Source organism: Pseudomonas capsici (genome assembly GCF_017165765.1).
GTDB classification, from domain to species: Bacteria; Pseudomonadota; Gammaproteobacteria; order Pseudomonadales; family Pseudomonadaceae; genus Aquipseudomonas; species Aquipseudomonas capsici.
On sequence record NZ_JAFGZD010000002.1, the window covers coordinates 230,102 to 243,110 of the forward strand.

At 59.6% G+C, this 13,009-nt stretch carries 9 protein-coding genes; 2 read left to right on the forward strand and 7 right to left on the reverse strand.

Annotated features, from left to right (window positions below; all coding sequences use genetic code 11):
• The first annotated feature begins 1 nt into the window (after nucleotide 1).
• Nucleotides 2–724, forward strand: a complete 723-nt coding sequence (locus tag JSY17_RS03800; protein ID WP_117183992.1) for a lipopolysaccharide kinase InaA family protein — start codon at nucleotides 2–4, stop codon at nucleotides 722–724.
• Nucleotides 724–951: a hypothetical protein gene (locus JSY17_RS03805; protein ID WP_117165871.1), complete on the forward strand. Its 228-nt coding sequence runs from the start codon at nucleotides 724–726 to the stop codon at nucleotides 949–951. Before JSY17_RS03800 ends, JSY17_RS03805 begins: the two co-directional genes overlap by 1 nt.
• Before the next feature lie 45 nt (nucleotides 952–996).
• On the opposite strand, the gene JSY17_RS03810 is transcribed toward JSY17_RS03805, so the two are convergent.
• From JSY17_RS03810 to JSY17_RS03840, 7 genes are all read right to left on the reverse strand, one after another.
• Nucleotides 997–4,062 (reverse strand): multidrug efflux RND transporter permease subunit, encoded by a 3,066-nt coding sequence (locus JSY17_RS03810; protein WP_206400602.1) that lies wholly within the window; start codon nucleotides 4,060–4,062, stop codon nucleotides 997–999.
• 14 nt (nucleotides 4,063–4,076) lie between these two features.
• Complete coding sequence (locus JSY17_RS03815) at nucleotides 4,077–5,228, reverse strand: efflux RND transporter periplasmic adaptor subunit (protein ID WP_206400604.1); 1,152 nt, start codon at nucleotides 5,226–5,228, stop codon at nucleotides 4,077–4,079.
• 108 nt (nucleotides 5,229–5,336) lie between these two features.
• Nucleotides 5,337–6,434 carry a DUF1513 domain-containing protein gene (locus JSY17_RS03820; protein WP_206400929.1) on the reverse strand — a complete coding sequence of 366 codons (1,098 nt, stop codon included), beginning with the start codon at nucleotides 6,432–6,434 and terminating at the stop codon, nucleotides 5,337–5,339.
• Between the two features lie 17 nt (nucleotides 6,435–6,451).
• Nucleotides 6,452–7,516 (reverse strand): imelysin family protein, encoded by a 1,065-nt coding sequence (locus tag JSY17_RS03825; protein WP_117183988.1) that lies wholly within the window; start codon nucleotides 7,514–7,516, stop codon nucleotides 6,452–6,454.
• 32 nt (nucleotides 7,517–7,548) lie between these two features.
• A complete protein-coding gene (locus JSY17_RS03830; protein ID WP_206400606.1) occupies nucleotides 7,549–8,976 on the reverse strand; it encodes a di-heme oxidoreductase family protein in 1,428 nt (475 codons plus the stop codon).
• Nucleotides 8,977–9,199: 223 nt separating this feature from the next.
• Entirely contained in the window at nucleotides 9,200–10,552 is a 1,353-nt protein-coding gene (locus tag JSY17_RS03835) for an imelysin family protein (RefSeq protein WP_206400608.1), read from the reverse strand.
• A gap of 180 nt (nucleotides 10,553–10,732) precedes the next feature.
• Entirely contained in the window at nucleotides 10,733–12,784 is a 2,052-nt protein-coding gene (locus JSY17_RS03840) for a putative bifunctional diguanylate cyclase/phosphodiesterase (protein ID WP_117183985.1), read from the reverse strand.
• Nucleotides 12,785–13,009: the final 225 nt, after the last annotated feature.

Consider the following 13,009-nt stretch of genomic DNA (forward strand, 5'->3'; position numbering starts at 1 on the left):
GATGAATGTTCAGACTTTAGGTAAAGCGATGCGAGCCTCCAAAAAAGAGAGCCGCTTCGGCTACTTCTGGAATCTGCGCGGTGAATGGGTAGAAGAGCCCAACGTTCGTCGTGGTGGTGAAAGTGGTGTTCAGCGGGTTCACTCTGGCGAAGGCCCGATGCTTTACAGCAAACGCCAGACAGGCCATACCTATCGCAGTTTGTTGTATCCGTTGGGGCGTCCGACCGTCCTGCGTGAGCGCGATGCAATCGAAGGCCTGCGGCAGGTCAACGTGGGTGTTCCTGAAATAGTGTTCTGTGGTGCGGAGCGAGACCGGAACAATGAATGGCGTGCCTTGCTGGTCACGGCTGCGCTGGACGGTTTCGAGGATCTCGACCAGTGGTACGCCAATGGTGGTCGCGAGCGTTGCGGCGAGTTGCTGCATGAGCGGCTGCTCAAGGAAATAGGCGCGACTCTGGCCCGGATGCATCTGGCCCGCTGGCAACACAGCTGCCTCTACAGCAAGCATGTATTTGTACGCGTGACTGGCGAAGGCCCGCAGGCCAAGGTGGAAGTTGCACTGCTGGACCTGGAAAAAGCCCGCCGTCGCTTCACCGCCCATGGTGCTGCCCAGCATGACATGAAACAGTTTCGACGCCATTCGTCATTCGAGACAGCAGACTGGCAAAAGCTCGTCTACTTTTACCATTCGGTATTTGGCAGCACTATCAAGGGTCTGGAGTGATGAAACTTGAAATGGCTAGAGGTTTGTTTGTCATAGGAGCTCTGGCCACGGCGACTGTCGCCGTGGCAGCTTGGGAGCAGCCTTCGACAAAGATTCTCAGTGTCCAGAGCGGTCAAGGACACTGCCCGTTGCCACGCGCATTGAAGAGCGTGGCAGATGTGAAGCCAGATCATGATTTATTGCTGTTGATGTACAGCCTGTCCCAAGGGGGCGGGCGCAAGGGTTGAAGTGAGTTCCGGTTTCCCGAAGCCCCTTGCAGGGCTCTTCGTCTTTCAGTCTTTTTGATGTGCAGGCAGCACGCGTGCAGCACCAACCGGTTTGTCCCGGGCCGCCAGAAGCGTATACACGCAGGGCAGCACGAACAGGGTAAACAGGGTTCCCACCGACATCCCTGTGGCAATCACGATTCCTATATCGAAACGACTGACCGCTCCGGCACCCGTCGCGAGTATCAAGGGCACCATGCCGAACACCATTGCCGCCGTGGTCATCAACACCGGGCGCAGACGAATTGCTGCCGCTTCCTCCACCGCTTCCCGTACCGACAGCCCTTTCTCGTGGCGTAGCTGATTGGCGAACTCGACGATCAGGATGCCGTGCTTGCTGATCAGGCCAATCAGCGTCACCAGCCCGACCTGGGTGTAGATATTCATGCTCGACAGCCCCAGAAACAGCGGGATCAGTGCTCCGCAGATCGACAGCGGCACCGTCACCAGAATCACCAGCGGGTCGCGGAAACTCTCGAACTGGGCTGCCAGCACCAGGAAGATGATCGCCAGCGCAAGGGCAAAGGTTACCCACAGGGCGCTGCCTTCCTGAATGTACTGACGTGAAGCGCCGGCATAGTCATACGCGAAGCCTGCCGGTGCCTCTTCGTTGGCGATCTGGCGGACCGTCTCGATAGCCTCGCCCATGCTGACAATCGGAAAGCCCTGGATGATCGCCGAGTTGAGTTGCTGGAACTGGTTGAGCTGACGAGGCCTGGCCCGGTCGCTGACGGTGATCAGCGTGGAGAGCGCCAGCAGCTTGCCTTCGTTGTTCTTCACGTAATAGTTGTTCAGCCAGCCGGGATTGTCCCGGTATGCCCGCTCGACCTGAGCAATGACCTTGTAGCTGCGACCCTCGATGGTAAAGCGGTTGATTTCCGCTTCGGCCAGCAGGGTTGCCAAAGTGCCGCCCAGATCCTGCATGGATACGCCCATCTGGGCTGCCTTGGCCCGGTCGATATCGACCACCACCTCGGGTTTGTCGAACGCCAGATCGATATCCATGAATGCGAACTTTCCGGACTCCACGGCACGCTTCTTCACCCGCTCGGCGACTTCCAGCAGTGCGGCATAATCGTTCGGCGTATTGATCACGAACTGGAACGGCAGGCCTTCACCGGTGCCGGGCAAGGAGGGCAGGTTGAAGCCGAAGATCTGCAGGCCCGGAATCTGCGCCAGCCGGGCCTGAACTTCCGGCAGGATTTCCATCTGGGTACGGCTGCGCTCGTCCCATGGCTTGAGCAGGAAGCCGCCCACGCCGGTCTGCACGCCATTGAAACCGTTGATCTGGAACGACGAGTAATACTCGGGAAACTCCCGGAATATCTCAACGAACTCATCGGTATAGGCGTTGATGTAATCCAGGTTGGTCGGCTGGGGCGAAGTCGCCATCATGAAAATGATGCCCTGATCTTCGTCCGGTGCCAGATTCGACTGGGTGAACTTGAGCAGCACCGGGATCAGGCACAGGACGATCAAGGCGAACACCAGCACCACCGGACGGGTATCGAGGGTGCCGTGCAGCAGGCGCCGATAGCGGATTTTCAGGCGCTCGAAAATCTGGTCGAGCCTGTGGGCCAGACCGCTGGCGTTTTCATCGTGGCGCAGCAGCAAGGCACACATCATGGGCGACAGGGTCAGGGCCACGATGCCCGAAATCACGACCGCGCCGGCCAGGGTCAGGGCAAACTCCTTGAACAGCGCGCCGGTCAACCCTTCCAGAAAGCCGATAGGCGCATACACCGCTGCCAGAGTGATGGTCATCGATACCACCGGCATGGCGATTTCCCGTGCACCTTCAATGGCGGCGTCGAACGGGGTCTTGCCTTCCTCGATATGCCGATGAATGTTTTCCACCACCACAATCGCATCGTCCACCACCAGTCCGATGGCCAGTACCATCGCCAGCAAGGTCAGCAGATTGATCGAGTAACCCATCAGTTGCATGAAGAACAGCACGCCGATCATCGACAGCGGAATGGTGATGACCGGAATCAGCACCGAACGCAGGGCACCGAGAAACAGGAATACGATCACCACGACTATCAGGACCGCTTCGATCAGGGTTTTCACGACTTCATGAATCGAAGCCTGGATGAACAGCGTCGCGTCATAGGCAATGGACACTTTCAGGCTGGGCGGCAACTGGCTTTCCAGCTCCGGCATGATGCGTCGTACTTCCTTGATCACATCCAGCGGGTTGGAACTTGGAGTGCCCTTGATGCCGATGTAGACCGAAGGTATGCCATCGAACGAACTGACGGCGTTGTAGCTTTCTGCGCCCATCTCTACCCGCGCCACATCCCGCAACAGCACCCGGCTGTCGCCATCAGTCTTGAGTGGAATCGCGGCAAAGGCTTCAGCGGACTTGAGGTCGGTGGTGGCGTTGATGCTGGTGACCACGTATTCGCCCTTGACCTCGCCGGCTGCCGACAGGAAGTTATAGCGGCGTACTGCATCGGTAACATCCGCTGCGGTCAGGCCGAAGCCGGCCATTCGTACAGGGTCCAGCCACAGGCGCATGGCAAAGACCTGATTGCCGAGGATTTCCGCTTCGGCCATGCCGGGCAAGGTAGCCAGCTTGGGCTGGATGACCCGTGACAGGTAATCGGTGATCTGCGGATTGCTCAGCTCGGAGCTATAGAAGCTGATGTACATCAGTGCCGAAGCGTTGGCGGCTTCCTTGCTCAATACCGGGTCTTCGGCATCCTGCGGCAGCTTGTTCTTGACCTCGTTGGCCTTGGCCAGCAACTCGGTGAAAAGGCGGTCGCTGTCGGCACCGATACGGGCATAGATCGTGATCACCGAGAAGTTCTGGCGACTGACCGAAGTCATGTAATCGATGCCTTCGGCACTGGCCAGACTCTGTTGCAGCGGCTGGGTGATATAGCCCTGAATGGTTTCGGCATTGGCACCAGGATAGGCCGTGGTCACGGTGATCATGGCGTTTTCCATCTGCGGATACTGGCGGATGGTCAGTTTGCTGAACGCCTGAAACCCCAGCAGTACGATCAGCAGGCTGACCACGGTCGCCAGCACCGGGCGGCGAATGAACGGATCGGTAAATGCCATGAAAAATTCCTTGATCAGTCAGCCCGTGGCTGGCTGTTCGGATCGGCGGGCAAGGTCTTGTCGGCGCTGATGGCCACATGGGTTCCGTTGTCGAGCTTGAGCTGGCCGCCGCTGACAACCTGATCGCCAGCCTTGAGTCCTCTGGCAATCACCACCTTCCCGGCGCGGCGCTCGCCGGTTTCGACAAAGTGCCGTTCGACGACCTGTTGTGGCTGGCCGCTGGCGTCCAGCTCCGGCTCGCCCTTGTCGTTTTTCTTCGGCCCCACGACAAACACCGAATTGCCATAAAGGGTGTAGGTAATCGCACTTTCCGGCACCACGATCTGGTCGGGAGCACTGGGCAACACGACCTGCAGACTGGCGAACATCCCCGGCAGCAGCCGACCCTCAGGGTTGGGCAGGGTGGCGCGGATCAGCACGTTGCGGGTGGTTTCATCGACCCTGGGGTTGATGGCGCTGACTCTGGCTTCGAACTGCTGGTCCGGATAGGCCGCGACACTGAGCCGGACCGTCTGGTCGATGGCGATATCGGGCACTTCCTGCTCCGGCACGTAGAAATCCACATAGAGGCTGCTCAGATCCTGCAGGGTTGCGATCACTGTTCCGCTGGCCAGATAGTCGCCCACATCCACCTGACGAATGCCGATGGTGCCGCTGAACGGCGCGAGGATCTGTTTCTTGGCCAGGGAAGCCTTGAGCTGGGCGACAGTGGCAGCGGCTTTTTTCTGTTGTGCGGCGAGCCTGTCGAAATCTCCCCGTGAAATGGCCTGATCGCCCACCAGCCGGCTGCCACGACCGTATTCGACCTGAGCCAGCCCCAGGTCCGCCTCGGCAGTACCCAGCAGGCCTTTTTCGACATCGCTGTCCAGTTGCAGCAAGGGCTGGCCCCGGCGCACCTTTTGCCCCGACTCGAACTGTATGGCCTTCACGGTGCCGGCGATTTCCAGGCTCAGGTCGACACCCTGAAAGGCCTTGAGAGTACCAATGGCAGGAAGAAGGTTTTGCCACGGTTGTTCGCTGGCCGTGGCTACGGCTACGCTGACCGGTGGTTTGGGGGCGCTGAATTGCTGGATCTGTCGATAGATTGAGAATGCTTTGTAGCCCGCGAGCAAAAGCACTACAAGCAAAACAAAGCCCAGCATGATCAGCATGCGCCGACGCACCATACTGCACTTCCTTTGGAGATATTTAACCTGAGAAGCAGGCTAGCTCCAGCGCTGGATATTGCAAACCGGCAGCGTGTCGGACATTTCTGTATTTGTGGTGGGAGGAAGTCACACCAGATGCAAATGGTTGTCCCAGAGCCCGGCTGGCAGATCCAGAGGCCTGGCCACCAGTTCGGACTTGCGGCAATCGTAGAAGCGACAGCGGCCCTGACCCGAGGTCACCACAAAGCCATCGGCAACCGCACCTACGCCTGCGCAGTCAGGCAGGGGGGCGTCGAGCTTCAAGGCACCGCTGTCCAGATCCCAGATAAAGAACCGGTTGCCACGCGGAGCGGTAAGCGCCACCAGTCGCAGGTCGCTGTGCACCGCGACGCTGGCGGTGTAATGACCCATTGCTCGCAGTTGCTCCTCGGCGACCGGAAAGGCCTGGAAGGGCTGACCTGGACGCTTGATCGCCAGCAGTTCGGCGGACTCATGGGCATCCCCCATGAACTGCTGACCGGCGACAATGGTGCCGTCGCTGGCAATGCCCATGTGGCGCACGCTGTTCATCTGCTGGGAAAGAGTTTCCTTGCTCAGCAGCGTACCGTCGCGCTGCATCAGCACCAGGCTGGGCTCCATGGCATGCAGATTCATCTCGACCCGGCTTTCGGCCTCGGTGCGAATACCGCCGTTGGCGACCGCCAGGGTTTCGCCGTCCGGCATCCAGGACACCTGATGCGGACCGATGCCGTGCGTGGGGATTTCTGCCGAATGCACCAGCCGTTCATCGACAAAACGATAAACCCCCAGCACGCCACGGCCCGGATCGGTGGTGTCGTTTTCCGTGGCATACAGCCATTCGCCATCGGCATGAATAACGGCATGGCCGTAGAAGTGCCGGTTCGGCTGCGAGGTGATGGTTTGCAGCAGGCGTCCGTCGCGCAGGTCGATCAGGTAGCTTTCGGTGCCGGGCCTGCGGGCGATGAATACCGCCAGCGGCAAGGACGGGTGATTGATGATGTCATGGCAGCGTTGCGCGACCCGGGTCGCGAACACCTGCGTGCCGTCGAGCCGGTAACCTACTGCATAGTGCCTTGCGTCGCTGTCGTCGCGAGCGGAAAGCAGCAGGGGGCTCGTGCCTTTTTGCCGAAACAGCGTCCAGCCGCCCAGCGTACAAGCGCTGAGCAGCAGACTGCCAAGAGCCAGGGCCTGGCGTCGCAACATCATCTACACCCTCTCGATCAATCGCCGTCGTTGGCGTTGAAGCCCAACTGAATACCCAGAGCCTTGGCCAGTTCGCCTTCATGCAGGCGGTGAACCACGTTCAGGCTGTCATAAAACCCATTGAGCTGCTGACGGCCCGCTTCGCTGGCCAGCAGGTCGGCCAGGGGCGGCTTGAGTTCAGACAGCAGTTTGCGGCTGGCAGCGTAGGCTGCGTCGATCTTGTCGGCCAGTGGTTTCTGCTCGGCGGGCAAAAGACTGCGCAGGCCCTTGTTATCCACACCGGCCCAGACGGTTTGCGCGCTGATCAGGCTGGCTTCGAGGCTGCTCAGCGAGGACTTGCTGCGCCAGGAGTCGGCCTGGAAGGGTTGTGGCTGGCCCTTGGTCTGGCGACCCAGCGGCGTGCCCAGTTTTTTCTTCAGGCTGTCCAGAGCCGTGACCTGTACGCGCAGCACTTCGGCAATGGCTTCGTGGGAGTCGGCGTAACGGGTGTTGGGGAACTTGCTCAGTTGCGCGAGCATGCCGTCGTTGCTGTTCCAGCGGCTGAGGATTTCTTCGGCCAGGAGCTTCTGCCGCTCACCGATCGCCATCAGCAATGGGCAGTAGCGGGCTTTCTGCTCGGCGTTGGCCATGTCGATTTCGGCATCGAACAGGATGTATTCATAAGCCGACAGTCCCTGAACCACGACGCTGGCCTTGGACAGTTCTTCGGCAGTGATCTGCGGCTGGGCGCTGACCAGTTGCTCGACCTGACGCCCGACCAGATTCTTCTTGTCCGGCCAGAACTGTACCTGCCAGGCACGATTGCCTTCGGCCAGCGGGCCGATCAGCAAAGGCTGCAATTCGGCCCAGGTTTTCTGGGCTTTGAGGAAGTCGGCGCGTGCGCTTTCCAGATCGGTCTTGCCCTGGCAGAAGGCAACTGCGCTGCTGGCCAGCTGGCGATCCGCTTCGACCCAGCGGCTGTAGGTCGGCAGGATCACCTGTTTGGCAATGGCGGCAGAAGTCACGGCTTGAGGGTCCGATGGCGCGCAGGCGCCCAGAGCCAGGGCCGCGAGGCTGGTGAACAACAACTTGGGTCGGAACATCTGTCCGGCTCCTTCTTGTAAAAAGGGAATGCTTATAACGAGTTCAGGAACGCCAGGAGCGCCGCACGCTGGTCGGCATCAAAGGCCAGGACCTGTCGCTGCGCTGCCTGGGCTTCGCCGCCGTGCCACAGTATCGCCTCCATCACGTTGCGAGCGCGACCATCATGTAGCAATTGTGTGTGGCCACTGACGGTTTCCGTCAGGCCCAGCCCCCAGAGGGGAGGTGTCCGCCATTCGCGGCCGCTTGCCTGGAACTCGGTCCTGTTGTCGGCCAGACCTTCACCCATATCGTGCAGCAACAGGTCGCTGTAGGGGCGAATCACCTGATTGGCCAGCTCGGGTTCCGCAGCATCGGCGCGGGTGGTGAATTGCGGGGTATGGCATTGCTGGCAACCTGCCCTGAAGAACAGGTTCTTGCCCGCCAGCACTTGCGGATCATCCACGTTGCGACGGGCCGGGACAGCCAGATTGCGGGTGTAGAACTCCACCAGCCGTAAAATATTGTCGCTGACTTCGGGTTCGCCATCGGGGCCATTGCCGTTCGGAGCATTGCGGCAATCCGTTTGCGCGGGCGTGCAGTCATCGGCGGTCTTGAGGCGGGTGGTCAGGCCCATATCGCCCGCAAACGCGTGGGCATTCTGTTGATTGAGCGTGGGTTGCCCGGCCTTCCAGCCGAAGCGTCCCATGACAACCTTTTGCTGCGCATCGTCCCAGACCCAGTTGGGGCGTCCGGAAATGCCATTGTCATTCTTGTCGTCGGGGTCGGCATTGGCCAGGATCGCCGCTTCGGGAATCGCTTCGAGCAGCCCCAGGCCGATCATGGGCGGCGCAATACGTGCCGAAGCATGCGTGTAAGGGTGCATGGGGCCGTAACCCAGTTGAGTGATGCGCAGGGTCGGCTGACGCAACTCGACCGTCATGCCGTCACGAAAGCGTATGGTCAGCGGATCGTACTCTACCCGTACCTTGCCTTCCGGTGCGACACCGGGGACCGACATGTCCTGAAGCTGTCCTCCGTATGTCGGTTCGGGCACCACACCGTTGCGCTTGATGACCTCGGCATACGCTGCGCTGTCGGGAATCGAGAGCCTGACCAGCATCGACACGGCGTTGCTGTCGCCGGGCTCTGGCGGATGGCCACGACCGTCCTTGATATGGCAGTTCTGGCAGGCGTTGGTATTGAACAGCGGGCCCAGGCCGTCACGGGCGGTGGTGGTCGAAGGGGCAATGACCCACGGGTTGCGGAAGAAACTGTTGCCGACACTGAAGTCCAGCCTGCGCACCGGCGAGAGGTTGGCCGATGGCATGGAAAAGGCGTTCTGATCGCTTTTTCCTACTGTCGCAGACCCGCCGGAAAGAGCTTCTCCCGGTTCTGCCTGAGTGAAGCGCGGTGCGTCATCGCACGCGGTCAGGACCAGAGTCGATAGAAAAACCAGGGACAGGCGCAGCGGCATACTCATACGAATTCTGTAACGAGCTGAAAAGCAGGGCGAGCAAGCTTATCAGCCTCATGGGTCAGGAATGGGAAAAGTTACCGTTTACTCGGGCTGAGGCAACTTGTTGTTACTAATTTGCGGCCTGTGCGGCTCTCTGAAATGTCTTCGGACCGTACAGAAAAATGCCAGTCAGCAAGCCTGACTGGCATTTGGTATTGCAGGTCTGAAGCCTCGGTTACAGCGCTGATCAGAACTCGTGATCGGCGTTGTCCGGGTTCAGATCGGTGATGCCCAGCTTGCCAGCGGCCTGCTCGATGGCACCGGTCTGCTTGACCAGCGCTGCAATGGCGTCACGCACCACTTGATTGCCAGCGGTGTTGCCTGCTGCGATCAACTGGTCGAAGTGCTCGCCCTTGTTGGCGTGGTCGACGATCACTTGCAGCTTGGCCTGGGTATCGTCCAGGTCGGCGCGCAGGGTGGCGTCGGTCGCCGGGTCAACCTTGGCGACCAGGGACGAGAGGCTTGGGCCGGTGATCTTGCTGCCGTCGGTACGGGTGTATTCGCCCAGGTAGACGTTGCGGATGCCCTTGCCGTTGTAGAAGTGCGAGTTGTGCGTGTTGTCGCTGAAGCAATCGTGCTCGTCTTCGCTGGAGTTGGCTTCCAGGGCCACTTTCATGCGCTCGCCGGCCAGTTCGCCCAGCGACAGGCTGCCCATGCCGAAGAGCATCTTGCGCAGGCCGCTTTCGCCGGATTCGGCTTCCAGAGAGGCGCGATAGTTGTCGGCTACACCGGGTTTCCAGTTGCCCGACATTTCCTCCAGGTCGGTGACCAGCAGATCGGTCACGGCCTTGAGGTACGCACGGCGACGTTCGTTGTGACCGCCGGTGGCACCGGCACCTTCGAGGTAGTCGCTGGCAGGACGTGCGCCGGCACCCGGGCCGGTGCCGTTCAGATCCTGGCCCCACAGCAGGAATTCGATGGCGTGATAGCCGGTGGCGACGTTGGCCTCCGAACCACCCAGCTCATTGAGGCTGGCGAGTTTCTCGGGAGTGATGTCCTTGACGTCGACCTTGTCTTCGCCGACCTGGATTTCAGTATTGGCAATGATGTTGGCGGTTGCGCCCGGGTTGCCCAGCGCGTGCTGGTAATCCTTGGCCACATAGTCGATCAGGCCTTCGTCCAGCGGCCAGGCGTTAACCTGACCTTCCCAGTCGTCGATGATGGTGTTGCCGAAGCGGAACACTTCGCTCTGCATGTAAGGCACGCGTGCTGCAACCCAGGCGTCACGAGCCGCCTTGAGGGTCTGGTCGCTCGGGGCAGCAAGGAAGGCGTCGACAGCGGTCTGCAGCTTCTTGGCACCGGCTTCGGCATCGCTGAACACGGCAAAGACAATGTTGGCGTAATTGGTGACCACGGCCTTGGCGGCGGCGTCATCGGTCTGGGTTGCAGCTGCTGAAGCAGGTGCGGCAGGCGCTGCTGCCGGAGTCACAGGAGCTGCAGCAGGAGCGGGGGCTGCTGCCTTGTCCTTGCCTTCGCCGCAACCGGCGAGGGAGATAGCAATGGCCAGCAGACTAGCTGTTGCCAGAGGCATACGAATCATGACGAATTCCTGCGTCTAGAGGGATTTATGGCGCCGTGCGCCCAGAAAAACTGCGACATAATGCGAAAGATTTGCATTCGGTGTAAAGGCATAACGCCCTTAAAGTCGTGAACGAGCATTCGACGACATGTAACTGTCGGTTTCAAGACAACCTGACACGGCCTCTTCGCGGAAGGCTTTTTACAGGACTTCAGCCTGACTGCGTTGTGACTGTTTCAGGTACGGCAGGATTTCACGGCCGGGCAGGGGTTTGCTGTACAGGTAGCCCTGACCTTCATGACAGCCTTCGGAGATGATGTAGGCCTCCTGTTCGGTGGTCTCCACCCCTTCGGCGATGACCTGCATGCCGAGGCTTTTACCCAACTGGATAATGGCGCGCACGATGGTTGCGTCGTCATCGTCGTCGATCAGGTCCTGCACGAAACTCTTGTCGATCTTGATCTTGTCCAGCGGCAGGCTCTTGAGATAACTCAAGGACGAATAGCCGGTGCCGAAGTCGTCGATGGCGATCAGCGCGCCTGAGCGGCGCAGGCTGAGCAAGTGCTGGGCGGCGGTGTCGATGTCTTCCATCAGGCCGGTTTCGGTGACTTCCAGCTCCAGGCTGCGAGGCGGCAGGCGGTAGATCTGCAACAGGTTGTTGACCACCCGTGGCAGTTCCGAGTGGTGAAGTTGCACGGTGGACAGGTTGACCGCCATGCGCAGTTCGGTGAAGCCCTGATCGTGCCATTCCCGCAGTTGGCGACAGGCCTGATCGAGCACCCATTCGCCAATGGCGATGATGGTGCCGTTCTGTTCGGCCAGAGGAATGAAGACATCGGGCGGCACCAGACCGTGTTCTGGATGCTGCCAGCGGATCAGTGCCTCGACGCCCATCACCCGATGGTCGCGATAGCTGATCTGTGGTTGATAGACCAGATAAAGCTGGTCGCGTGGCAGGGCTTCGCGCAGGTCTTTTTCCAGTTCGCGACGCCGCCGCATTTCGCTGTCGACACTGGCGATATAGAACTGATAACGATTGCGCGAGCGCGTCTTGGCCAGGGTCATGGTCTGTTCGGCTTTTTGCAGCAGTTTCTCGGTGCTGTCGCCATCTTCCGGGAACAGGGTGATGCCGATGGTGGCACGCAGGCGGATTTCATGAAGATCCAGTGCGAACGGTGCCTCAAGGTCATCCAGAATATTCTGCGCCAGTTCCGCTGCTTCATAAGGCTGCTCGATATCGGCCTGAACCAGAGCGAACTGGTCGCCACCCAGCCGAGCCAAGGCACCCAGCCGACCGCTGTGGGCGCGCAGCCGGTCGGCCAGTGCCAGAAGCAACTGGTCGCCGGTCTGATAACTGAACTGTTCGTTGATGCCCTTGAAGTCATCCAGGCCGACACACAGCACCGCCACACGACGCTGCAGGCGTCCGGCGTCCACCAGAATCTTGTCCAGTTGCGTCTGTAATTGCAGCCGATTGGGCAGGCCGGTGAGGAAGTCGTACTGGGCCATGCGTTGCAGGCTGTTTTCCGCTTCGTGGCGCAGGTGGGTATTGCGCTCGATGGAGGCCAGCAACTGGTTGGCAGTATTGACCCAGATACCCAGCTCGTTCTTTTCATGGCCCTTGAGCAGCGGCAACAGATGCTCGCTGGGGCGGTCCGGATTGATGCTGGTCAGGTGCTCGATGATTCTGGACAGCGGCTTGGTCAGCAGCCAGTGATAGACCAGGTACAACACCATCCCCATGGCCAGGGCACGCAATACGCCGGCAATGAAAATGATCACGGCGTTGATGATAAAACTCTCGCCATAGTTGGCGGTATCCAGTGTGATGCGCAGGTCACCGTAATATTCGCTGTAGGGGCTGCGGCCGACCAGTTGGGTCGTGAAACTGCGCTCCTGGCCGAGAATGATGTCTGTCAGCCAGCGAGTGGGAGAGGTTTTCAGGGGGCGCTCTTTTTCCGCGAGCAACGTTTCGTTCGGGTGGCCGATGGAGGCCATGCGCACGGAGTCATCCTGAAACAGGCCCTCGATGACCTGCATGCCCATTTCCCGGTCAAGGCTGTACACCGCCTGGGTCGACGGGTCACGGAACATATCCAGGATACGCTCGGCATCACTGGCTACGTTCTGGTGTGTTTTGTAGGCATCGTAGACGATTTGTGCGCAACTCAAGACAACGCCCACGAACAGCGCTGAAAGCAGTACCACGCGCAACAACTTCACCGACAAGCTGTTTTTGAGTTCCAGCTTCAAATGGTCATTCCTTAATTCGTGCCGGGAGTGCTTCTCATCAGGCTGGTGTCTGCTTTCCTTGCCCTTTTTACCTGTAACCAGACGATCCTACTATGTCGGACAAGTATGCAAAGAACTTGAGCAGAACTCTGCAAATACAATCGGTAATATTAGTCTGCTATTGCTTTCTGGCAACACATAACCACTGGTGTCGGGGGGACAGTCGAACCCCCCGTTGGCACGAAA